A 23,793-nucleotide genomic window follows, 5' to 3' on the forward strand; every position below is an offset into this window, starting at 1 on the left:
AACCTCTCCCGAGGAAGGCGCGTACAGAAGGCGGCCGTGGTTGCACGATCGAGCGAAAGGGGCACCTCGATGGCTCGTCCGGGAGACTGGAGTGCGCTCGGTCTCGACCGCGACCCCACCCCCGGCGACCCCGACCGGATCGACCGCGTGATCGCCGCGGAACTCGAATTCATCGATCTCGCACGGGAGATCGACAACGGCCTGAACGAGGTCAAGAACACCGCGAGCACCGTCTTCATCGGCAAGACGGCGGACGCCATGCGCGGCGTCATCGACGGCAATCTGCGCAACTACATCTCGACGTACAAGAAGGCGCACGAAAAGGTACGCGCCGCCCTGGTGACCTACGTCGCCATCGTGCGCACGCAGCAACAACGCGCGGACACGGCCCTGTCCGCGGCCGCCGCGCTGTCCGAGGACGACGACGCGGGCCGGGACACGCACAAGGCCACCGCGGCGGATGCCAAGACCACCCTGGAGGACGCGGCCGACACCGCCGCGCGAGCGCTCAACGCCGCCGCCGAGTCCATCGCCTCCCCCGTGGACGAGTGCGACGAGTTCTGGAAGGCGCTCTCCTGGATCGCGATGTTCCTGGTCGTTCCGGCGATCTTCCTCGGCGGCGTGGTCGCGCTGCTGTCCATCGCCCTGAATGTCGCGCTCATGATCAAGACCGCGATCGACTTCGCGCACGGCAAGGCGGGCGTCACCGAGCTCGTGCTGGGCATCCTGGGGATGATCGCCCCGACCACCAAGGGACTGCATCTCGGCAGTCTGTGGAACGTCATCAAGGGCACCGGTACGCGCGGCCTCGCCGGCACGAAGACCTTCTTCCGCGGCGGCGCCAACTCGTTCGGGCTGCTCGGCCGGATGGGGCTGGGTATCGACGACGCGCTCGCCGCGGGCGGCGCGTGGATCAAGGGCGGGATCCAAGGCATCAAGCTCGGTCCCGCCCTGACCCACATACCCGAACTCTCCATGTTCGGCGTCAATGTCGGGCGCGGCATCCGCGTCTTCCCGATCGGCGCCGACCTGACCGTGATCAACCTGGCCGGCGCGAAGACGTTCTTCGGCCTGCGCAGCATCGTCAGAACGGTCAACGCCTTCAAGGGGCTGGGGGGTTCGATCGCGAGCGGCCTGAGCGGCTTCAAGAGTCTGCGGCTGTTCCTGCCGGTGGCGGCCGACGAGATGGGCCAGGGCCTGGGGCTCGCCTTCCGGATCGGCTTCATCGACCGCGGCATGTTCAACATGTACCGCTACGGCGCCTTCATCGACGGCAAGTTCATCGGCGCGGGTTCCAAGATCACCGGCGGCGTACACGCGGGCTTCACCGCCTTCGGATCGGGCGGCGGTCTGGGGAAGCTGCCGCATGTCGACATCGGTGGCCTCGACGCGCTGAACACCGGTCCACTCGGTCGCGGGTTCGACATGCCGCCCCTGTCCACGCGATTCACCAGCGGACTCGGCGAGTTGGGCATGGTGAACGTCCCCTCGCTCGGCAAGTTCGGCGACGGGTTCCACGCGGGTACCTTCCCGAGCCTGGACACCTATCTCGCCAACAGCGGCAACCTCGGCGCGGTGGTGCCGCTCACCGGGTTCGGTGCCAAGATCGTCGACCTGCCGCCGTTCTCCTTCAACGGACTGGGCACGTTGGACCTCGGCGGCAGACTCGGCGTGCCGCCCGCCGTCACCGGGACGGGCGTGACCGCGCTGGGCACGGGCGGGCTCCACGCACCGGCGAGTTCGCTCGGCCACATCAGCATCCCGAACCTCGACACGGTCACCAACGCACTGCCCAAGGTCGACGTCGGGCTGCCGGGATCGAGCGCGCTGGTGCACGACCTGCCCTCGACCGGCTCGATCGCCCTCCCCCATGTCGAAGGCATGGGGACCGTCGCCCTCCCGCAGATCGGCAACGTCTCGCTCCCGCACTCGGGCACCGCCGCGCTGCCCAACGTGGCGACGCCGACGCCGGCACACGTCAATCTCCCGACCGTGTCGACCACACCCGTCTCCGGCCTCACCGGCTCCCTCGCCCCCACGCTCGGCCACAATGCCGGGGCCTTCCCGGGCCAACTGCTCGGCGATCTCAAACCGCCCACCGTCGGCGCACAACTGGCCGACGTACCGGCCGTTTCCTCCGCCAACCTCTCCACCCCGCAGGTCACCGGGCTGCACGACGGCGCCCGGGTCAACGTCCCGGAGATCGGCTCGGTCCCGCTCGCATCGCAGGTCCAGGCGCCGAGCGTCGGCGCGCTACCCCACACGGGTCAGGTCTCCACGCCGGGGATCGGCGTCACCGGGGGACTCGGACACGTCGCGACCCCGAACCTCGGCAGCGTGCCCAACGTCGCACAGCCGGCCGCGCCCAACGTCGGCGGAGTGTCGGGCATCACCCAGGTGGGCACGCCCGACCTCCGAACGCCGCACACCGGCCCCGGGGTCGGGGCGCCGAACACCGGTGCCGTCGAAATACCCCCGGTCCGGGGTGGGCACGTCGCCACCTCGCCCACCGCGCCGGCCCCGAACACGGCCGACCTCAAGGGCGCCGGCGGCGCGACGACACACGTCGACGTCAACGGCAGCCGCGTGACGTTCGGCACCCTGTCGCCGCGCGGCGGACCGGGCGACACCCCGCCGGTGGACCCCGCGGGCACCGCGGGCGTGGGCGGCGTCCCCACCACCGGGGGCCACTTCCCCACGCTGCGCCCGACGGCCGACGACCTCACGGTGTTCATGGTGAACAACGTGCGGTACGACTTCGCGCACACCTTCAGCAACATCCCCGGCCTGGGCGGCGTCGAGGTGCGGGTGCTGCCGAGCTCCCGGGCGGACCGGCTCGTCGACATCCACGTCGCCTCGGGCGGGCGCACCGACATCAGCGCGACCCACATCACCGTCGGCGACCAACAGATCCTGCGGATCGAACAGGCCTTCGCGGGCGGCGTGCACCGGTGGGACTACGAACTGAGCGCGCTGAACAACCACCGACTCCTCGACGACCAGATCATCGACGCGCACGTCACCGGCCCCGTCCCCGGGCAGTCCGTCGAGCTGACCACCATGCCCCCGGCCGGCACGATCACCGGGTCGACGACCCTCGGTGCCGGCACGACCGTGCCGACGGTGCCCGGCCCGGGCACCGTGACCGGCCCGGGCTCGCACCTCGTCGACATCCCGGGGCTGCCCGGGACCCGGATCGAGGTCCGCCTCGGCGCCGACGGCATCGAAGGAATCCGCACGGTGGGCGCTGCGGACGGACCCCCGCTGATCCCCTCGCACCACACCGGACCGTCCGGGAACACCATCGTGCGCGTCGAGCAGGACGTGGTGCCGAACGTCGAGATCCGCCGTTGGGACTTCGACATGTCCGCGGCCGGCGGCCGACTCGTCGGCATCGAGCGGCGCATCACGCTCAGCGGCGGCGACTTCGACCGCAACCTCGTCGTCATCCGCGTCGATGTGGAGGACCAACCCCTCGGTATCACCCACTTCGACGCCGACGGCAAGGTGCACAACCCGGGCGGGTCACCGGTACGGGTCAGCGCGACCGGGGTCAACATCCCCACCGGCACCGGCTTCCGGATCCACGACCGGACGACCGGCGCACCCTCGCACAGCGGCCTGCGGCTGACCGATTCCACCGGCCACGTGCTGCCCATGCACGTGCTGACCCCGGACGACGGCGGGGCCCTCTCCCTCGTCGACGCCGGCGCCACCAGGACACTGGGCTCCGTCACCGTGCCGCCGGGTGCGAACGGCATGTTCCATGTCGTCCCCACCGACGCCGGTCCCGCCGTCCGGGTCTTCGGCGCGAACGGCCGGTTCTCGCACGACTCGCTTGCGCTCGGCGGCATCGACGGGCTGGGCGTGCCGGGTGGTCACATCCGCTCGCCGCATGTCGACACGCCGCATCTGGCCGGCGCCGACGGCACGCCGATCCCCGGCACCCGGGTCGTCCCGCAAGTGGGCGGCGAGTTCCGGATCCAGCACCCGGGCGGGCAGTTCCACGTCGACGCCACAGGCGCCCGCGGACACGACGTCGTCACCCTCACCACCGCCGACAACCGGGGAACGGGGCTGCACGTCTTCACCCCGGTCGGCGCCGCGGACCCGCTGCCCGCCCCGCGCGGCGTGGACGGTACGCCGTCCACGACCGCGACCGTCGCCCACGTCGACAACACGTTCCACATCACCCGCACCGGCCCCGACGGGCAACCGCATGGGACGGTGGACGTGCACACGCCACAGGGCGTGTTCTCGCACACCGCGCTCCCGCTCACCGGCGGCGGTGCCCCCGGCGGGTTCATCCGGATGCCCGAGAACGTCGGCGGCGTCCCGCACCTCACCCGAGGCGACGGCACGACCGTGCCGCACACGAGCGTCACACCGCAACACGGCGGCGGGTACCTGGTCGAGTACCGCGGCGGCGCGATCCTCGTCGACGGCGCGGGCGCGCGCACGCACAACGTCCTCGAACTCAGGGTCGGCGACGCGTCGGTCGGGCAGTACGTGCACACGCCGGTCGACACCCCCGACGTGCCGGTGCCGCACCCGAGCAACCAGGCCGGCGTACCCGATCCGAACGTCACCATCACCCGGGTCGGCGACGAACTGCGGCTCACCGACCCCGACGGGTCGTTCGCCGCGCACGGTCTCGACGGAGTGCGCCGGTACCAGGCGATCCACGTGGTCGGCGGCCCGTTCGGGGGGCGGTTCGTCCGGGTCGACGCCGCCGGGACCGTCACCCTCGTGGACGGACGACTCGGCCCCGTCCCGGACACGCACGTCGTGCGGCAGAACGGGTTGCGGGGAGACGGCTTCCGGATCCTCGACGACACCGACCACGTCGTCGTGGGCCTGCGGGGCGAGCACCGCTTCGACGCCATCGGCCTGCGTGGCCCCCATGGGGCTCCGACGGGCGAGTTCGTCTTCTTCAACCCCGCCCCGGCCGCCGGGGCCGCCGGGGCGCCCGCGCCCGGCCCGCTGCCGCTCGTCAAGCACGCGAACGGCCAAAACCTCGAATTCTCGGTGCACACCCGCCCCGACGGTACCCTCCAGGTCGCCGGCCACGAATCGCCGTCGATTCGGGTCTTCTCGAACACCGGCGAGTTCGACTTCCGGGTGTTGCGCCTGCGCGACGTGGGCGGCGCGCACCTGCCGCAGAACGTCCGCGTGCACCCGGGCGGGGCACACTCCCTGGTCGGCGGCGACCTCGTCGACATCCCGAACATCACCGTGCATCCGCGCGACGGCGGCGGGTTCAATGTGCGCACCGCCGACGGCGGGTTCCGCCTGTTCGACGAGAACGGCGGGCTCGAATTCACCGCGACTCCGCACCAGGTGCCGCGCGACGGTGGCCACATCACCGTCTTCCGGGTGAACGACGGCGCCGGCGTCCACCGCTTCGACGGCATCGGGCTGTCGGACGCCCGGATCGGCAAGCCCGGGCAGACGCGATTCCTGGACACGACGGCGGGCAACCTGCGGATCCTGGACGGCAATCTCGACGCGCTCCCGGGCCTGCGGGCGATCCCGCAACCGGGCGGCGGATACCGGGTCGACGGCATCGGCGCGCAGACCCGCGAGTTCCGACTCTTCGACGCGGGCGGTCGCCTGGAGTTCCAGCGCATCGACATGGTCGACGCCAAGGGCCGGATCCACCCGAATCGGCACTTCGCGATCACCCACCCGGCCGACGGCGATCCCACGTGGGCGCTGGTCAAGACCGACGCGCACGGCGTACCGGTGCCCGCTCCGCCGACCCGGAAGTGGTTCGAGGGCGGCCCGGTCGACATGCAGGGCGCGGCGGCGGGCCGGGTCCACCTGATCAGCCATCTCAAGGTCACCGTCTTCGAACGTCGCTGGTTGCCCGACGGCGGCATGCTCGACGCGCACCACTCGACGGCCAGCCTGGGCACCTTCGGCTGGTTCAATCAGCGCGGACCGTGGGCCGAGTTCACCCCGAACGGCAACCTGGTGCAGCACGGCACCCGGCACTGGGGCGAAAGCACGCGCAGTTGGTTCGACGTCAAGAGCGTGTTCGGCTTCGACGTCCGCGTGCGGCACTTCCAACTCAGCGCGGACGGCGGCCACGTGCTGGCCAGGCTGGACACCGTGCCGGCCGGGCAGAGCTTCGCGGACACCACATGGGTGCGGTACGACGCCGACTTCGGGCAGATCGCCTCGGGAACCCGGCACTGGGGTCCCGGGCGTGGCTGGACCGACAAGATGAACCATCCGATCACGAACCGACTCCTCACCTCCCAGGAGAAGTACGGCCGCTTCCAGTTCGGTCTGCACGACGTGCGCCGCTACCACCAGGTCGAGATGGGCCCGGACGGCATCCCCAAGCGGGACTTCGTCTCCCGGCACCCGGACGGCAACGTCAACGGGTTCGGCAAGACACTGTTAAACGGCGACTTCCTCAAGGTCGAGCGGTTCGCCGAGCAGCGGCCTCCGGTGTTCTTCCGCAACATGTTCAGCTCCGACATCCGCACCACCGACCTCAGCGGGCACCAGTGGCTGGCCAAGGACAATCGCCTGCGCGTGGCGACGTGGACCCAGGAGCCGGCGGGCGGCGGCGCGGGCACCCGCGGCGTGCAGTTCACCACCAACAACAAGACCGTGATCGACGTCGCGAGCAACGGCGACATCGTCCGCGAGACACGCACGCTGCTCGGCGGCAAGACCCTGACCGTCGGCGACGTACGGCTGCCCGCCGTCCACGCGGGGCCGAACGTGGGGCAGCCGGTGGCACATCGACCGCACTACCTCCCGTGGACCGAAGGCGCCGACGGTCTCCAAGGCCACCGGACGTTCGTACAGGGCGACTTCGTCCCGACCCCGGGCGTGGGCGGCAAGCGCGTCACCTGGCAGGACCGCGTCACCAACGACCTGGCCGACGGCGACTGGTACACCCCGGGCGCCAAGCCGTGGACCGTGGTCCGGACCGGCTTCGACGACGGCACGTTCATCGACTACCGGCCCAGGCCGAACGACGGCGCGGGGGGCGCGGGGCCCAACACCCGCACCTCCATCGATGCCCACAACGGCGACTGGACGATGTACAACCACCACGGCGTCGTCGTCGGTCGTTCGGATTCCTTTCCCGATCCCAACGGGGCCGGGCACCTCGACATCGTCGGCACCATGGGGGCGAACACCCGCCGGTTCCGGTGGCACGACGCGGCCCACCCGGAGACGGGCGGCATCCGCACCACCGCGTTCGAGCGGCAGATCACGCCGTGGCACTTCGACCGCGAGTCGTTCCAGGACTACGACGCGACCGGCAACCTCATCCGCGACCATCGACAACTCGGCGAGGGTCTGAGCGTCGTGGCGTGGCGTGGCGTCGACGCCCGGGGCAATGAGGTCTGGCACTGGAACAAGCTGGACCCGAACGGCAATGTGATGTCCTTCGGCGACGGCGTCGGCGACCGCGTCCGGCACTGGTTCGACGCGGACGGCAACCGGCTCCCCGGCTGGGCGAAGGGCGCCCGGTGGTCCGACCGGATCAGCAGCCTCGACGACCAGGTGGTCCAGGAGATCCCGGAGCGCAAGTTCACCAACGCGTTCCGGGACTCTCTCACCGACAGCCCGTTCCGGGTGCGCGACTTCCGCCCCTCGCCCACCACGGCGTTCGACCGGCACGTGTGGCAGGAGTCCGACCAAGGCATCCTCGCCCAGGTCAAGATTCGGCTCTCGGACGGCACGTTCCTGGAGACGAACAACTTCAACAAGCACGCGCGGCGCTACGACACGGACGGCGTCACCGTCATCAACGACCGCACGATCCCCGGGTACATCCACGAGTACGACGTCAACGGCGTCGACACCATCATCGGACGGGAGACGCACTTCACCGGCTGGGCCAACGAATACCGCGGCCTCAACCGCACGTTCCGCGAACCGAACCGCTGGACCTTCGGTCCGTCCGTGGACGGCGAGGCGGTCCCGGCGCCGTTCGCGCTCCGGGCGATCCAGTCCATCGGCATCGACATGACGCACGAGTTCCTGCTCGACTTCGCCATGAACCTCGTCGTCCTGTCCATGGTCCGGATGATCTCCGGCGGCGCGTTGAGCATGGTGGACGTCGGACGCGCCGCGTTCGGCGCCTCGTTGAGTTCGATGACCAAGGGCAGCGTCTCGGCGGCGCACATGGCGTTCAACCGGGGCGGCTGGAAGGTGCACTGGTCGAACATCGACTACGGGATGCCGGGGAGTTGGCGGCCCAACGACGACAGCCACAACACCGAGTGGGGGGCGAACGAGCGTCCGGTGCGGTGGCGCGGCGGCACCTACGAGTTCACCCTCGGCCTCGCCACCGGCGCGCTCGCCGGGTTCGTCAGCGGCGCGTCGCAGTCCGCCATCTTCGGGGTCCGCAGCGCCGACGGCGCGATCATCAAACTCACCGGCGGAGACGCCGCGTTGGCCGGCCTGGCGTCCATGGTCGGCGGGGCTCTCGACACCGTCTCGGTCGGCGCGCTCCGCACCCTGGTCCAGCACTTGGTCGGCAGTCGGTGGATCCACCGCCAGGGGCCGATGGACATCTTCGTGGTCGGCGCACTGGGCAAGCTGGTCGACAAGCTCGTCGGCCTGCTGGTGTTCAGTCCCGCGACCGTGCGCTGGATCGGCCATGTGCCCGACGGAACGTCGTCCGACAACCTACTGCCAGGAACGGGTACCGGATGAGCACACCGGTCTTCCGCGTCGGCCCCAGGGGCCGAGGCGCCCACCGCGACATCGGGGCCGCACTCGCCGCCGCACCCGCCGGCGCCGAAATCCTCGTCGCGCCCGGCGAGTACGAGGAGCGCCTGCGGCTGGAGCGGCGGGTGGTCCTGCGGCCGGAGAACGGGGCGGGAACCGTCGTGCTCCGCCCGCCGGCCGGAGTGGCCCTGACCGTCGCCGCCCCCGGTTGCGTGGTCCGCGGCCTCGTCCTGCACGGCGCCGACCCGGCGGAGCCGGTGGTCCGGGTGGAGGACGCGGCCGGCCTCACCCTCGACGCGTGCGAACTCGACCGCGGCCGCGTGGACGTGCTCGGCTCGGCGAAGGCGAGCGGCAACGCGCGGAACGCCACACTCACCCTCGCCGACACCCTCGACGCCGACCTCGGCGACCCGACCGGCGGCGGCGTCCTGCTGATCCGCCGGACCCGGCTGCGCGGGGCGCGACACGCCGCGGTGGTGCTGGACGGCGACGCCCGGGCCCGCGTCGAGGACACGACCCTGGAGACCATCGACGGCGTCGGGGTGGTGTTGTCCGGTCACGCGGTACTGATCGCCGACCGGTTGCGGGTGCGCGAGACCTCCGGTTCGGCGCTGCGGGTACGCGGCGACGCCCGACTGCTGGCCCGGGACAGCACGCTCGACGGCGCCGGACGCAACGGCGTCCTGGTCGAGGAGCGCGGCGAGGTGTGCCTCGACGACTGCCGCGTGCGCGACGTCGGGCGCAGCGGCGTCCAGGCCGAACACGAGGCCCGCGTCCACCTCGACGACTGCCGGATCACCGACGCCAAAGGCAGCGCGGTGGCGGTCGGCGGTACGGCGCACCTCACCGCGCACGGCTGCCGGATCGCCGGCCCGGCCGCCAACGGCGTCGTCGCGCTCGGCGAATCCGAGGTGACCGTGACCGCGTCGCTGATCACTCGCACCGGATTCACCGCGGTGCACCTCGGCGCGAACGCCCGAGCCCGGATCGGCGGTTGCCGTCTCGACGGCAGCGAGGAACACGGCTTCGCGGTGGTGGGGTCCGCCGACGCGGAGATCGTGGACACCACGGTCACGGGGGCGAGCATGTGCGGAGTGCACGTGGCCGACCAGGCCACGCTCTCGATGCGCGCCGGCCGGATCGAGGGCGGCGAGACGGGCGTCCGTCTGCGCTCCTCCACGGCCTGCGAGCTGCGCGAATGCGTGGTGAGCGGGCAGCGCAGGACGGGCGTCGAGATCGGCACCGACGCGGTCGCCGCGCTGTACGCGACCCGGATCGCCGAGACCGGCAGCGCGGGTGTCAGCGTCGACGCCGGTGCGCGGCTGCGGATGGACGGTGGCGGCATCTTCGCGGTCGGCGGCAGCGGACTGGTGGTGGGGCGCGGCGCCGAGCCGACGGTGCGCGGCATCCGGGTGGACGGGACCGCGAAGAACGGCATCCTGTTCGGCGAGGGCGCGCGTGGGGTGATCGAACACAGCGACCTGTCGGCGTGCGCGTACCCCGCCCTGCACATCGGCCGCGACGCCGAACCGCACTTCGTCGGCTGTCGGGTCTTCGACTGCGCACAGGACGTCGGCCACAGCGAGGGTGCGCGCCCGGTGTTCGAGGAGTGCGTGTCCGTCCGGGTGGCCGCGCCCTCGCTGCCCACCCTGTCGGAGGCGTCCACGCGGACACCGCGCCAACCCGCGGCACCGCCCGGGGTCGCGGCCGGCGTCGCTTCGGCGGGCGGGCCGCCCACGGTCGCCGCGCCGGTGTCGGCCGACCTGGCCGAGTCGGGCGAGGCTCCGCCGCCGCCCGAGACCCTGGAGGACCTGCTCGCCGAACTCGCCGAACTCGTGGGACTGGGCGGCGTCAAACGCGATGTCGGCGGCATGGTCAAGCTGATGCAGACGGTGCGCATGCGTCAGGAGGCCGGGCTGCCCGCGCCACCGCTGAGTCGTCACCTGGTCTTCGCGGGCAACCCGGGCACCGGGAAGACGACCATCGCCCGCCTGTACGGAAGGTTGTTGAAGGCGCTCGGCCTGCTCGAACGCGGCCATCTGGTCGAGGTCGACCGCAGTTCCCTGGTCGGCGAATACGTCGGGCACACCGGCCCGAAGACGACCGAGTCGTTCAATCGTGCCCGCGGCGGCGTGTTGTTCATCGACGAGGCGTACGCGCTCGTGCCCGCCGGTGTCGCGAACGACTTCGGCGGCGAGGCCGTCGCGACGCTCGTGAAGCTCATGGAGGACCACCGGGACGAAGTCGTCGTGATCGTCGCCGGATACCCCGGCGAGATGGAGCGGTTCATCGCCTCGAACCCGGGCCTGTCCTCGCGTTTCACCCGCAGCCTGCTGTTCGACGACTACTCGGCCGACGACCTGGTGCGCATCGTCGAGCACCACGCCGGCCTGCACCGCTACGAACTCAGCGTCCCCGCGCGCAAGGCGCTCGGCGAGTTGTTCACCGCGATGCCGCGCGGCGCGCAGTTCGGCAACGGCCGCACCGCGCGCCAGGTGTTCCAGCAGATGACCGAGCGTCAGGCCATGCGGATGGCCGAGATCGACACGCCCGACGAGCGGCAACTGGTCGTCCTCGACGAGATGGACCTCCCGCGACTGGTCGGCTCCGACTGACGGCGCACACCGCCCCGTCAGAATGTCGTGCCCACGAAGGAGAGCTTGTGTCCGAACCCAACGAAACCGGCGCGCACGTCGGTTCGTCCGCGCCCTCGTTGGCGCAGGCGTACGCCCGCCGGCCGACCCGGCCCCGACGCGGTCTCGCGCCGGGGCGCCGGGTGTGGGTCTCGCTCGGCTCGGCCGCGGGCATCGCCGCGGTCACGACGCTGGCCGTGGCGCTGACCCCGACCGGCGCGAGCGGCGACACGTCGGCCGGCGATCGCACGGTCGCGGCTGCGGGGGCGGGGGCGGGGGTGCCGGGCGCCGTGCCGCCCGGGGAACCCGGGGCGGCCGGCGCACCGGGTGCGCGTGGTCTGCCCGGTTCACCCGGGGCACCGGGTTCGCCTGGAGCACCCGGCGCGCCCGGCCTACCCGGTGCACCCGGCGCACCGGGGGAGGCCGGCGCGCCCGGTGAGGCCGGCTCGACCCCGACGGGCGCCGGGTCGACACCGCCCGCCACGACTCCCGCGCCGCCGGTCGCCGAGCGACCCCCTGCCGCCGGGCGGCCCGCGACGCAACCCGCGATGGAGCCCCGGCAAATGCCGCTGACCAAACCCGCCCCGGAGCAACCCAAGGTGGCTCCCCAGCCCCCGCCGGCCCAGCCGAAGCCGAACGTCCCGGGCAACCCGCTGCGGAACGGGTACTCCGGCAAGTGCCTGAGCGGGTCCGCGGGTTCCGACGGCACGCCGCTGGTCCTGTGGTCGTGCAACGGAGACGTGAACCAGAAGTGGGACATCAGATCCGACGGCACGATCCGCACCAAGGGCCTGTGCATGGACGCGGCCTGGGGCTCCACCCAGAAGGGCACCGTCATCCAACTCGCCTACTGCAGTGGGAACCCCGCCCAACAGTTCACGCTGCGCGGCAACAACATCTACGCGAAGGCTTCCAACATGTGCGCCGACGTCTGGGACTTCAAGACCAACGACGGCGCGGCAATCCGCCTCCACCCCTGCCACGCCGGGCAGAACCAGGTGTGGACCCGCGCCTGAGTGCCGCAACGCCCGCTCGACGGCCCTGACCGAACCACGGGCCGCTCCGCCCCGAAACAGGGGCCGGCTCCGACCGCACAGACGGTCCGAGCCGGCCCCTGTTTCGGGCCGGTTCGGGATCAGGTCCGGGCCCGGTGGGGACGAGGAGAAAGGCGGTTGCCGGGCTCCGGGTTCGGTGGGCTTCGTCTTCGCGCCGAGGGACGCGTGCGATCAACCCAACATATGGACCGCCGCAGGCGGGTGGGACGCGGCAGGCGGGTGGCGGGCTAGGATTCCGGGTCCCGCAGCATCGTCAGGAAAGGGCCCGTCGTGGCATTGGACATCGAACCGGAGCGCCTGTCGGCGATCGTGGCCGAACAACCCGATCCGCTCGTGTTCGCCACCGTGTCCGGCGCGCACCTGTACGGCTTCCCCTCCCGGGATTCCGACGTCGACCTGCGCGGCGCGCATCTGCTGCCGCTGACCGCGTTGGTCGGCCTGCGCGAGGGCGAGCACACGCGCGGGCGCATGTGGGAAGCCGACGGCGTGGAGAACGACCTCGTCACCCACGACCTCGGAAAGTTCGTACGGCTCCTGCTGCGCCGCAACGGCTACGTCCTGGAGCAGTTGCTTTCTCCACTCGTCGTACACACCACGCCGGCGCACGCCGAGTTGGTGGCGCTCGCCCCCGGACTGGTGACCCGGCACCACGCGCACCACTACGCCGGGTTCGCGCGCACGCAGCTACGGCTGTTCGAGCGGACCGGCGAGCTCAAGCCGCTGCTGTACACATTCCGGGTCCTGCTGACCGGGATCCACCTGATGCGCTCGGGACAGGTCGTGGCCGATCTCCCCACCTTGGCCGACCTGTGCCGGGACATCGCTCCGGCCTATCTCGGCGACCTGGTGGCCGCGAAACGCGAAGCCGAGCACGGCGCGCTGGACGAGTCGGTGGCCGTCGACGCGGCACGGGCGGACATCGATCGGCTGCGGGCCGCCCTCGACGACGCGCACGAGGCGTCCACACTCGCGGAACGCCCCGAGGGCCACGACGCGCTGCACGACCTCCTGGTACGGGTACGCCTGACCGGCATCCGAACCGGCCCACCCTGTCCCCATTGATCGTTCCGGAGCCGGAACCTGCCGGCAACGGGTAGTCATCCCGGACGCCGCGCCTCCCGAGGCGTCACGGGAACCGGTGGCCGTACGCCGTGCAGGACGTACGCGAGGATCTCGGCACCGCGGACCACGCGCGGTCCGGGCCGGTTGAAGTACGCCGGGCCGTCCAGCACCCACACGTTGTCGTTGCGAACCGCGGGCAGATCCGACCAGCCCGGCAGGCGCGTCAGCAAGTCCCGTTCCGCCTCGGTGCGTTCGGGTGGGAATCCGCATGGCACGACCAACACCACCTCCGGCTCGGCGAGACGATGCGCATGCGGGGGTCACAGGAGCACGGAAGTCCCGGACCTGGTGGACACACCCTCGGATCCGAATCGTGGACATGCGCCGACGATGGTGCCGATTTCTCGGCGTCGTTCGGTTACGGTGAATGACCATGACCTCCTACGTCACCGACCCGCGCGTCGACGACTACATCGAAGCCCTGCCCGATTGGCAGCAGGCCATCTGTCGCGAGGTCCGCGACCTGGTCCATGGTGCCGACCCGGAGGTGGCCGAGACCATCAAGCGCACCGTTCGACCGTACTTCGTCCTTCAGGGCAACATCTGCGCGCTCCTGGCGGCGAAGGACCACGTCAACGTGTTCCTGTACGACGGGGCAATCGTCCCCGACCCCGAGGGGATCATCACCGGCGGCCACGACAACAAGACCGCCCGCACCGTGGCCGTACGCCGGGGCGAGACGATCAACGCACCCGCCCTGACCGCCATGTTCGAGCAGATCATCGCCAACAATCGTGCGGGCGGTTGGCGCAAGCTCAAGCGCTGACATCGCTCGCCCCGTCGGCGATCGACGATCCGAACCATCGAGGTCGAGGAGGCCCGGCGCCTTACGCGAGCAACTGCTCGCGATCGCGCCAAGCCCGTTCCCATTGACGGGTCAGCGCCGGATAGACGATCAGGTAGCGGAACGGTGCGATGAGGGACATGTACACCCTGCCGTACCGCCCGTTGGCCTTGACCAGAACCGCCATCCGCAATTCGTAGTCGCCGACGTCTCCGTTCCCATCACCGTCACCCTCACCGTCACCGCCGCCGGTGTCCCCGCTTCGCACCCACCCCAGATGCATGATCCCGTGCACCGTCCGGTTGGCCAGTTCGCGCGCGGACTCGTTGTCGAGGTCGTACACGGGCGTGAACGGACTGCCGGCGGGGAGGGAGAGGTCCACGGTCTCCGCGAGCTCGCGCGGCACGCGGTCGCGCAGCGGCCGGACCCGCGTACCCAGACCCGTCTTCGGCTTGTCCCAACCGAGCAGGGCGCCGAGCTTCCAACGCACCGCGAACAGGAACCGGGCCGGGAGCGCCTGCTTGCCGAGCCCGCCGCCGGCGCGCATCGCGGCGAGCATGACGGGGAAGTCGTCCGGACCGGAGCCGGGAGCACGGTAGGACCATACGTCCTCCACCCGGAAGTCACGGGCGAGCTCGTGGATCCGCCACGGCTGATCGGTATGGGCTGTGCGGGGAAGTCTCACGGCGCGCCGCCGCCTTTCCTGCCTCGGGCCATTGCTGCCACCTCTGTTATACGCTTGCGTATAACGCCAGGCAAGATCGAATATGCGGTTACGCATAATCGGACGGGCGGCTGCATACGTCCGGTGCACGGGCACGAGGGGCACGACCGGCACGACGGGCACGAAGGGACACACCGTGGGCGCTGCTCGCACACCGCGCGACAGGTGGGTCGAGGAGGGCCTGCGCGCGCTGGCCGACGGCGGCCCGGACGCCGTGCGCGTCGAGGCGCTGGCGAAGCGGCTCGGCGTCACCAAGGGCGGGTTCTACGGGTACTTCGCCGACCGCGACGCGCTGCTGCGGGCGATGCTGGACGCCTGGGAACGGGAGAGTACCGATGAGGTGATCGACCAGGTCGAGCGCGAGGGCGGCGACCCGAAAACCATGATCCAGCGTGCGGGCATGCTCACCTTCTCCGACGACCGACTGCTCCCCCTCGACCTCGCCGTCCGCGACTGGGCCCGGCGCGACGAGGCGGTCGCCGAACGCCTGCGCCGGGTGGACAACCGGCGTATGGCCCTGCTGCGCGAGATGATCGGCACCTTCTGCTCCGATCCCGACGAGGTCGAGGCGCGCAGTCTGCTGGCCTTCTGCGTGGCGATCGCACACCGCTCCCTTGCCACCGATCACGAGGGCCGCACCCGCGCCGAGGTCATCGCCCACGCGGCCGACCTGATCCTCGACCGCCCACGCCCCGACTCCCGATAGGGCACTCCGCGACGCCCGTGCGGTACGGATCGCTCTACGCCGACCGCCCATGCTCCTGCCCGGTGATGCGTTCGGCGGGCCCGAACCCCACCAGGAGTCCAACTTCACATGCCCTGCGGGCGATTCGTCGCCGATGCCCGTGGCGGCGTGATCCGCACCCGGGTACGCTGCGGCGCCTGCCGCAGGTGCCGGTTCCGGTCGGCCGGACGACGTCGAGTCCGCGAGCTTCACCGCTTTCGTCTCGTTTGTGTATCGGACCGTACGGGGACTCCCGACGTGCGGTGGACTCGAACAAGCGGAACCGCCCGCCCGGAGCGGCGTGTTCTTCGGCGCGTGATGGGGGAGACAGTGACCGACACCTGGGGCTGTGAGTGTCTGGTGGAGCACGGCCGCGCACGGGTGGTGGTGCCGAGGGTCGTGGACGCGTCCGTCGCCCACCGGCTGCGCAAGGACCTCGTGGCGCGGATCAACGCCCTGCCCGACGACGTCGTCGAGGTGACGTTCGACCTCGTGGCGACCGAGGTGCTGGACGAGGCGGGTGCGGCGACGATCGGATCCGCGTACCGGCACGCCTTCCTCCTCGGCCTGCGCCCCACCTGGCGGACCGCGACACCGGAGATGCGCGCCGCGCTGCTCCACGAGGGCGGCGAACTCGTTGCCCGAGAGCACGAACTGAACGCGTCTCCCGCGTAGCGCACGCCGGCCGGCGCGCGTTCGGGCCTGCCCGTCGAGTCACGGAGCCGGTCGGCGCGCCGGAGGCGGGATCTTCCTCGGTGTCGGCAGTACCTCTGCGGGGTCGTACGGATCGGGCACGCGGGCATGCGCACCCGCACCCGATCCGCCGCACCGAACCACCCGGCGTGTCGATCCGCCGGACCCTCGGCTCCCCCGGCTCCCTCTGCTCCCCCGGACCCGACGAGGCGTCCCCACCCGCAAGGGCTACGAGGACGGCGCCGGGAACACCTTCGAGAAGATCAGCTTGGTCAGTTCGTCGGCCGGCGCCTTGCCGTCGGGAGACTGGTTGAGGTTGACGAGGACGACAACGGTCGCGCGCGACTGCGGGTTGTAGCCCACGAAACTGTTATAACCCGGCAACTGGCCGTCGTGGCCGAGGAAACCACCGAAGTCGGCGATGGCGAGACCGTAGGTCGGCGCGCCGGGCTGATCGGAGGCCGGGACGAAGGTCAACCGCTCGCGCTGGACCTCGGGGCTCAGCAAGGCGCCCGTGGCCAGTGCCGGGGCCCAGCGGAGCAGGTCGTCGACGGTGGAGACGGCGGCGCCGGCCGCCCAGGCCCACGAGGGATCGGAGTTCGTGACGTCCTTGGGATTGCCGGCCGACCAGTCGGCCCAGGCCGCTTCCTTGCCCTCGAGTACCGGCGCGGTCAGGCTGTCGACGTTGGAAATGAACTCGTAGCCGTGCGCGTGCGGGCGGGGAAAGCGGGAGTCCGTGGCCAGACTGCTCTCGGACATGCCCAGCGGCCGGAAGATGCGTTGCCGGAACAACTCGGCCAGTGGCTGTCCGGTGAGTTCCTCGGCGATCAGTCCGAGCAGGATGGTATTGGTGTTGGAGTAGTGGAACCCACCTCCGGGTGGGAAGTACGACGGGTGCGCGAAGGCGATCGCCAGTAGTTCGTCGGGGGTCCACGGGGCCTGTGGATGTTCGTCGAGCGCCCGGTTGAACGCGGGATCCTCGCTGTAGTTGTACAGCCCGCTGGTCATCTGGAGGAGCTGACGGATGGTGATGTGCTGCCCGTCGGGTACGTCGGGCCGGTAGGCGGCGACCGGGTCGTCGAGGGACAGCCGCCCGGCCTCGACGAGTTGCAGGATGATCGTCCCGGTGAAGGTCTTGGTGACACTGCCGACCCGCATGTGGTCCGTGGACCGGATCGGCGCCCCGTCGGCCAGGTCTCCGGTGCCGAGTGTGGTGGTCCACGTACCCGACTCGGGGGTGCGGATGGAGACGATGGCGCCGGGCACGCGCATTCGCTGCATCAGGGCGATCAGCTCGGGCGTCAGCGTCTCGGCGAAGGACGGAACCCGCTCCGCGGACCCGGCCGGCGCGTCGGATCGAATCGCGGTGGCCGGCGCCGGCGCGGCGGCCGTCAGGCTCAGCAGCGCCGCCGCCAGCACGGCCGCGGCTCTGGGGCGGCGCCGGCGCGGCCGGGTTCGACGCGAACCTCGTTCGGCGGGCGGGAGCGGGCTCGACAGTCGGGTTCGCACGAGGTGGTCCGTTTCGTTGGGGAGCGGTGGACCCCACAGATACCGGCCACGTCCCACGCGTGCCCGGTGTTGCGCCACCGGTGGGCGTGTTCGCCCCACCGTCCCGCCCGACACCGGGAATCCGGAGCCGGTTCTCGCGCGGCCCCGAGCACGACCGGTTCGATCGTGTACACCCTGCCGGCGGCTCCGCTCGAGAAGCCGGGCCGACCCGTTCGGCCTCCCTGTCGGCCGAACGGGCGGGCGGCCCGACGGAAACGGCGGATGCGGGCGTTACACCGCCGCCTCGTCCCACAGTTCGCTCACGTGGGCGTCCACGAGGGCGCCCACGCGTGCGAGGACATCCTCGGCGGGTTGCGGGGTGATGCGGCGGCCGTCCCGCAGGCGTAGGGCGATGTGGTCGTTCGCGGCCTCCTTGGCGCCGATGACGGCCTGGTAGGGAACGAGACGGGACTCGCGGATACGCGCACCCAGGGTGCCGCGTTCGGGCTCGGCGATCTCGACCCGCAGTCCCAACTCCAGGCAACGCCGCGCGAACGCGTGCGCGTTCGGGAGCTCGGTCGCCGCGATCGGGAGCACCACCAGTTGCACGGGCGCGAGCCACGCGGGGAAGGCGCCGCCGTGTTCTTCGATGAGGTGCGCGACGGCCCGCTCCACGCTGCCGATGATGCTGCGATGGATCATCACCGGTCGGTGCTTGGCGCCGTCCGCGCCCATGTAGTGCAGGTCGAACCGCTCGGGCTGGTGGAAGTCGATCTGGACGGTGGAAAGGGTGGACTCGCGCCCGGCCGGGTCGACCACCTGGACGTCGATCTTGGGGCCGTAGAAGGCGGCCTCGCCCTCGACCGCCTCGTACGCGACCCCCGAGCCGTCGAGCACGTCGGTCAGCAGCGCGACGGACCGCCGCCACATCTCGGGCGCGGCCACGTACTTGCCTCCCGCACCCGGCAGCGAGAGTCGATATCGCGCCGCACCGATGCCGAGCGCCCGGTACGCGCGAGCGATCATCTCCAGGGCTGCCCGCGCCTCCTCGGCGACCTGGTCCAGGGTGCAGAAGATGTGCGCGTCGTTGAGCTGAATGGCCCGGACCCGGGTCAGCCCACCGAGCACGCCGGACGGCTCGGATCGGTACATGCCGCCCAACTCGGCCATACGCAGCGGCAGTTCACGGTAGCTGCGGCCCCGGGAGCGGTAGATCACCGCGTGATGGGGACACAGGCTCGGCCGCAGCACCACCTGCTCGCCGCCCACGTCCATCGGCGGGAACATGTCGTCGCTGTAGTGCGACCAGTGGCCCGAGATCTCGTACAGTTCCCGCTTGCCCAGCACCGGCGAGTACACGTGCCGGTAGCCCGCCCGCCGTTCGGCGTCGCGGATGTACTCCTCCAGGGCGTGCCGTACGGCGGCGCCGTCGGGCAGCCAGTACGGCAGTCCCGCCCCGATCAGCGGGTCGGTGTCGAACAGTTCCAGCTCACGGCCGAGTCTGCGGTGGTCGTGCATCGGGTCTCCTCGCGTACATCGGGCGAGTGACCGCAAGACGAAGCCCCGGGGCACTCGCCCCGGGGCTTTGACCAAGAAATCCGTCAGCGCGCCGGGACACTCTCCGGCGTCGTCGTCATCATGTGGGCGCGCTTCATGCCATCGACGCTAGCAAACTCGCCGTGCCGTCGCGATCGTATTTCGCCGGAGCCGCGCCGGAGCCCCTGCCCGCGGAGCGACCCTCACCGCGCCGGCGCGACGCTCACCTCGGACGAGGATCCGGAATCCGTACGGACGCCATGCCCGCCGCCGTCGCCGCCCGGATGCCCATCTCCGTGTCCTCGAAGACCAGACAGTGCTCCGGCGGCACGCCGAGGTGCTCGGCCGCCCGGAGATACCCCTCGGGGTCGGGCTTGGCCCTCGTGTAGTCGCCGGCGCACACCAGTACGTCGAACCTGTCGAGCAGACCCAGTGCGGTCAGCGACGCCGTGACGGAGTCGCGGGTGCTGCCGGAGACAACGGCCGTCGGTATACGCCCGGCGGCGTGTTCGATGTGCGCCAGGACGCCCGGTACGACGGTCACTTGCGGGAGGTATTCGCGGAAGAGGAGTTCCCGGCGATGCGCGACGGCCTCCACCGGCATGGCCAACCCCTGGTCCTCGTTGAGCGACGTGATGATGTCCGCCACCGTTCGCCCGCCCCAGGCGTAGAACAGATCCTCGGGGAACACGCAGCCCCACTCGTCCAGAGCCTGCTTCCAGGCCCGGTAGTGCAGCGGCATCGAGTCGGCGATGGTGCCGTCGCAGTCGAACAGGTAGGCGCGGAAATCGCCGGGCGGCAGGGAAAGGATCATCGCGTCACCGTATAGCCCCGCGCCCGAGCACTCGTGTCCCCGTACGGCCCCGCACCCGGGCACCGGCCCGCCGGCGGTGTGTGGACGACTTCGGCTGATCCGTGTGGCCCCGCCCGGGATGCTCGGAACACGGGTCTCGGGCACGATCGGGACATGCGCCATCACCCGCCGACCGGTGAACGAACCCCTCGACACTCCCCTGGGCCCGCGATCCCGGTGGGCTCGGACAACGAGTGGGATCCGCTGGAGGAATGTGTGGTCGGCACCGCCCGACGATCGATGTTCCCGGCCGAGGACGACGACATGTGCGCACTGGTCGAAGAGTTGGGCCGCCGGCCGCTCCGTTGTCCCTTCCGGCACGTGCAGAGCCTGGGCGGTTCGTTCCACTGTGCCACGCTCGACATCCGTCGCCGGGGCGACCGGCCCGGGTGACGGGCGCGCCCACTGCCTCGACGCACCGAGCGTCTGCCTCCGCATCCGCGTCCGCGTTCGTCGCCGCGCCGACCGCCGGCGCCGGCCGTCCGCCCGACCGCCTCGATGTCAACCCCGAGGGTCAAGGCGTGGCCGCTCCCCGGGCCCGTCGCGACGGTGTGCGCACGGCGACGGCCTTGGCGTTGAAGGCTCGGATGCGGGCGGTCTCGTGCGACGCGCGCCACACGAAACCCCATTCGATGGGCGGGGCGTCGGAGATGGGCACGTAGGTCACGTCGGGGCGGGTGTAGAAGCGGATCACCTGGCCGCCGACGGTGAACGCGCCCTCGTCGGCCGCGATCAGGGCCAGGGCCTCCTGGAACGAGGCCACCCGCGGCCCGTGTGCGATCGGCCGACCCTGTGGCGTCGCGGCCGGGACCCGGTCGTCGGCGATGGCGGCGGGTGCGTTGGCGGGCATGCGCAGCAGGGTGACGCGGGCCAGGTCCTCCAGGCAGACCTCCGGCCGGGCGGCCAGTCGATGCCGCGAGGAGACGGCCAGGTATCGAGGCTCGCTCCACAGCGCGGGCCCGGCGACCATGTCCGGCTCCGTGACGGGCCGGGTGTTGAGCACCATCTCCGTGCGATGCTCGCGCAGTTCCGTGAAGGAGTTGTCCATCTGGAGCTCGTGGACGATGACGTCGCCGGTCGGGTGCTCGGCGCGATAGGCACGGGCCGTCTCCAGAACGAGCGCACCGGCCGCGGCGCCGAGAAAGCCGACCCGCAGCGGGCCCTCGAAGCCGCGAGCGGCCATGATCGCGCGTTCCAATGCCCTTTGCACCTGCTCGTGGCCGGGGCGCAGGTCGTCGTGGAACAGGGTGCCGATCGTGGTGAGCGTCACCAACCGACTCGTTCGGTCGAACAGGGACGCCCCGACCCGGCGTTCGAGCTTGCGGATGATCTGACTGACCCGCCCCGTGGACACGCCCAATCGCTCCGCAGAACGACCGAAGTGCAGTTCCTCGGCGACCGCCAGGAATGCCTCGATCTCGTACGTCTCCACGCAGGCCCCCGCCCGATCGTTGAATCCTGCTCAACGATAGTTGATCATGGCGGCGTTGTTCCCGTCCGGCGGCTGAACGATCTTTGAGGAACACATTCACGATGCCGAACGGACACGACATGACGGTGAGTTCGAACAAGATCCTGGTACTGGGCGGGACCGGCAAGACCGGCCGCCGGATCGTGGATCTGCTCCGCGCGCGCGAGGCCGACGTACGGGTGGGCTCGCGCGGGGCCGACCCGGGGTTCGACTGGGAGGACCCGGCGACGTGGGCACCCGCGTTGCGGGACGTGGACACGGTCTACGTGTCGTTCTTTCCGGACCTGGCGGTACCCGGGGCTCCCGCGGCGATCCGGGCCTTCACCGAGGCGGCGGCGAGCGCGGGCGTGCGGCACCTGGTGCTGTTGTCCGGGCGCGGCGAGGAGGAGGCCCAGGTGTGTGAACGCGTCGTGGCCGATTCGGGAATCGCCTGGACCGTGGTGCGCGCGAGCTGGTTCAGCCAGAACTTCAGCGAGGGTTACCTGGTCGGGCCGGTCCTGGAAGGACAGGTCGTGCTGCCCGTCGGCGACGTGGGTGAACCCTTCGTCGACGCGGACGACATCGCCGAGGTCGCCGTCGCCGCGCTCACCGAGGACGGGCACCACGGGCAGACGTACGAGGTGACCGGGCCGCGCCTGCTCACCTTCGCCGACGCCGTCGCGGAGATCGCCGCCGCCACCGGACGCCGCGTCGACTTCGCGACCGTGGGCGCGGACGAGTACGCCAAGGCACTCGAGGAGGCCGGCCTGCCCGCCGGCGACATCGACTTCCTCATCTACCTCTTCACCACCGTGCTCGACGGCCGCAACGCACGCGTCGAGGACGGCGTCCGCAGGGTCCTCGGCCGCGCACCGCGCGACTTCGCGGACTACGCACGCGCCACGGCCGCCACCGGAGCCTGGAACCGGGAAACCTCGTGACCGGCCGGCCGACCTCGGAGTCGGCGACCACACGGCGAGGCTGAACCCCCGGCCCGTTCGCCGGGTCGCCGATACTCGGTGACGCTCGGGACCCGGCGCACGACCGCCACGACAACCGCGCCCGGTGCCGACACGCAAGGACGCCGGCACCGGGCACAAAATAGGCAACCTCGACGACCGCGGACCCGGGTCGGCGGCAGGGACGGGCACGAAGCCCGGCCCGGCCGCCGCGGCCCGGGTCGTACGCATGCCCGTGCGCGCCCTGCCCGGCCCCGACCCCTGCGGGACATCGCCGTCCCGCCGGTCGCGACCCCGCGTCGGCGGATGTGGGTCGCCGGTCGAAGCCGGGCCCGTCGATGCGGTGCCGGAGACGGCAATTCGAGGGGGCATGGTCGGAGCGCGCGGCCGCAAAATCGGAGGTTCCGCTTCCTTGAGATTGTCAACGATATGCGGCGGGGTCATGACCCGAAAACTCATGGGCCGATCCGGTCGGGCGGCGAGGATCGATCTCGTCCACGATCTCGTCCATGTGCGGTTCGCCTCGCGTGCCGGTCGGCCGATATCCAAGGTAAAGCGCCTGATCAATGGCATCCCGGCAGTTGTCAAAGATTGGGGAACCGGAATACGATCTTCGCGTTTTCCGTCCATCGGCGGGTAATCGATCTTCCCGGGAGGGTCGCCGCGACGCACTAGCCAAGCCGCCGGCCCTGCTATAGAGTCTATCTCGGTCATCAGCCCGCGCGAACTCGCGCGAAAAGATTTGATGACGCGACTCTCCGGTCAAACCAAAGTGAATAGCTGAGTAATAGCCGTTCCGAAGCTTCTCCGCGGAGTCGGTACCCCTTCCGCCAGTCGTCACCGACTAAACGGACGGACCGGGACCGAAGCTCCGCGACCTGCCTGCCGTGCTCGAAATCGAGATTAAGCGGGCAGGGAATCTCGTGTGCCTGAAATCCGACCACCTGTCGCCGCCCGGCGTGCGCCGCGGACAACCGTTCGACTTCCGCAGCGCGTGGCGGCCAACCTCCGAGAAGCATCTGTCGTGAAGCTCCGCGTGAGCCGGTTCCCGGCGCACCGGGGCTGT

At 71.0% G+C, this 23,793-nt stretch carries 16 protein-coding genes; 10 read left to right on the plus strand and 6 right to left on the minus strand.

Features of this window, described 5'->3' with window-relative positions; translation table 11 throughout:
- Window positions 1-69: 69 nt before the first annotated feature.
- The 4 genes from ACIBSV_RS20185 to ACIBSV_RS20200 all read left to right on the plus strand — a co-directional run bounded on the left by ACIBSV_RS20185 (window position 70) and on the right by ACIBSV_RS20200 (window position 13,456).
- The gene (locus ACIBSV_RS20185) at window positions 70-8,691 is read left to right on the plus strand and encodes a hypothetical protein (protein ID WP_395864806.1); all 8,622 of its coding nucleotides are present in this window, start codon (window positions 70-72) and stop codon (window positions 8,689-8,691) included.
- On the plus strand, window positions 8,688-11,321 hold the full coding sequence (locus ACIBSV_RS20190) for a right-handed parallel beta-helix repeat-containing protein (RefSeq protein ID WP_395864808.1): 2,634 nt from the start codon (window positions 8,688-8,690) through the stop codon (window positions 11,319-11,321). Before ACIBSV_RS20185 ends, ACIBSV_RS20190 begins: the two co-directional genes overlap by 4 nt.
- 47 nt (window positions 11,322-11,368) lie before the next feature.
- On the plus strand, window positions 11,369-12,355 hold the full coding sequence (locus tag ACIBSV_RS20195; RefSeq protein WP_395864810.1) for a ricin-type beta-trefoil lectin domain protein: 987 nt from the start codon (window positions 11,369-11,371) through the stop codon (window positions 12,353-12,355).
- Window positions 12,356-12,664: 309 nt separating this feature from the next.
- A complete protein-coding gene (locus ACIBSV_RS20200; protein WP_395864812.1) occupies window positions 12,665-13,456 on the plus strand; it encodes a DNA polymerase beta superfamily protein in 792 nt (263 codons plus the stop codon).
- Window positions 13,457-13,491: 35 nt separating this feature from the next.
- On the opposite strand, the gene ACIBSV_RS20205 is transcribed toward ACIBSV_RS20200, so the two are convergent.
- The gene (locus tag ACIBSV_RS20205) at window positions 13,492-13,686 is read right to left on the minus strand and encodes a hypothetical protein (protein WP_395864814.1); all 195 of its coding nucleotides are present in this window, start codon (window positions 13,684-13,686) and stop codon (window positions 13,492-13,494) included.
- 203 nt (window positions 13,687-13,889) lie between these two features.
- On the opposite strand from ACIBSV_RS20205, the gene ACIBSV_RS20210 reads away from it, so the two are divergent.
- Complete coding sequence (locus tag ACIBSV_RS20210; RefSeq protein ID WP_395864816.1) at window positions 13,890-14,282, plus strand: DUF1801 domain-containing protein; 393 nt, start codon at window positions 13,890-13,892, stop codon at window positions 14,280-14,282.
- Window positions 14,283-14,343: 61 nt separating this feature from the next.
- Here ACIBSV_RS20210 and ACIBSV_RS20215 read toward each other — a convergent pair whose 3' ends face one another.
- A complete protein-coding gene (locus ACIBSV_RS20215; protein WP_395864818.1) occupies window positions 14,344-14,985 on the minus strand; it encodes a DUF2867 domain-containing protein in 642 nt (213 codons plus the stop codon).
- 175 nt (window positions 14,986-15,160) lie between these two features.
- Here ACIBSV_RS20215 and ACIBSV_RS20220 point away from each other — a divergent pair, with 175 nt between their 5' ends.
- Both ACIBSV_RS20220 and ACIBSV_RS20225 read left to right on the plus strand, forming a co-directional pair.
- The gene (locus ACIBSV_RS20220) at window positions 15,161-15,730 is read left to right on the plus strand and encodes a TetR/AcrR family transcriptional regulator (RefSeq protein ID WP_395864820.1); all 570 of its coding nucleotides are present in this window, start codon (window positions 15,161-15,163) and stop codon (window positions 15,728-15,730) included.
- A gap of 348 nt (window positions 15,731-16,078) precedes the next feature.
- Window positions 16,079-16,423 (plus strand): hypothetical protein, encoded by a 345-nt coding sequence (locus tag ACIBSV_RS20225; RefSeq protein ID WP_395864822.1) that lies wholly within the window; start codon window positions 16,079-16,081, stop codon window positions 16,421-16,423.
- A gap of 246 nt (window positions 16,424-16,669) precedes the next feature.
- Here ACIBSV_RS20225 and ACIBSV_RS20230 read toward each other — a convergent pair whose 3' ends face one another.
- From ACIBSV_RS20230 to ACIBSV_RS20240, 3 genes are all read right to left on the minus strand, one after another.
- Complete coding sequence (locus ACIBSV_RS20230; RefSeq protein ID WP_395864824.1) at window positions 16,670-17,860, minus strand: serine hydrolase domain-containing protein; 1,191 nt, start codon at window positions 17,858-17,860, stop codon at window positions 16,670-16,672.
- A 360-nt stretch (window positions 17,861-18,220) separates the two neighbouring features.
- Complete coding sequence (gene thrS, locus ACIBSV_RS20235; protein ID WP_395864826.1) at window positions 18,221-19,483, minus strand: threonine--tRNA ligase; 1,263 nt, start codon at window positions 19,481-19,483, stop codon at window positions 18,221-18,223.
- A gap of 205 nt (window positions 19,484-19,688) precedes the next feature.
- The gene (locus ACIBSV_RS20240) at window positions 19,689-20,279 is read right to left on the minus strand and encodes an HAD family hydrolase (protein WP_395864828.1); all 591 of its coding nucleotides are present in this window, start codon (window positions 20,277-20,279) and stop codon (window positions 19,689-19,691) included.
- Window positions 20,280-20,432: 153 nt separating this feature from the next.
- On the opposite strand from ACIBSV_RS20240, the gene ACIBSV_RS20245 reads away from it, so the two are divergent.
- Window positions 20,433-20,711, plus strand: coding sequence for a hypothetical protein (locus tag ACIBSV_RS20245; protein ID WP_395864830.1), 279 nt, complete (start codon window positions 20,433-20,435; stop codon window positions 20,709-20,711).
- A 121-nt stretch (window positions 20,712-20,832) separates the two neighbouring features.
- On the opposite strand, the gene ACIBSV_RS20250 is transcribed toward ACIBSV_RS20245, so the two are convergent.
- On the minus strand, window positions 20,833-21,750 hold the full coding sequence (locus tag ACIBSV_RS20250; protein WP_395864832.1) for a LysR family transcriptional regulator: 918 nt from the start codon (window positions 21,748-21,750) through the stop codon (window positions 20,833-20,835).
- Between the two features lie 101 nt (window positions 21,751-21,851).
- Between ACIBSV_RS20250 and ACIBSV_RS20255 the strand changes: the two genes are divergently transcribed.
- Together ACIBSV_RS20255 and ACIBSV_RS20260 are read left to right on the plus strand one after the other, a co-directional pair.
- Window positions 21,852-22,709, plus strand: a complete 858-nt coding sequence (locus ACIBSV_RS20255) for an NAD(P)H-binding protein (RefSeq protein WP_395864834.1) — start codon at window positions 21,852-21,854, stop codon at window positions 22,707-22,709.
- Between the two features lie 905 nt (window positions 22,710-23,614).
- On the plus strand, window positions 23,615-23,755 hold the full coding sequence (locus tag ACIBSV_RS20260; protein WP_395864836.1) for a hypothetical protein: 141 nt from the start codon (window positions 23,615-23,617) through the stop codon (window positions 23,753-23,755).
- Window positions 23,756-23,793: the final 38 nt, after the last annotated feature.

Origin of the sequence: Embleya sp. NPDC050154, from assembly GCF_044460165.1 — a bacterium.
Lineage (GTDB): Bacteria > Actinomycetota > Actinomycetes > Streptomycetales > Streptomycetaceae > Embleya.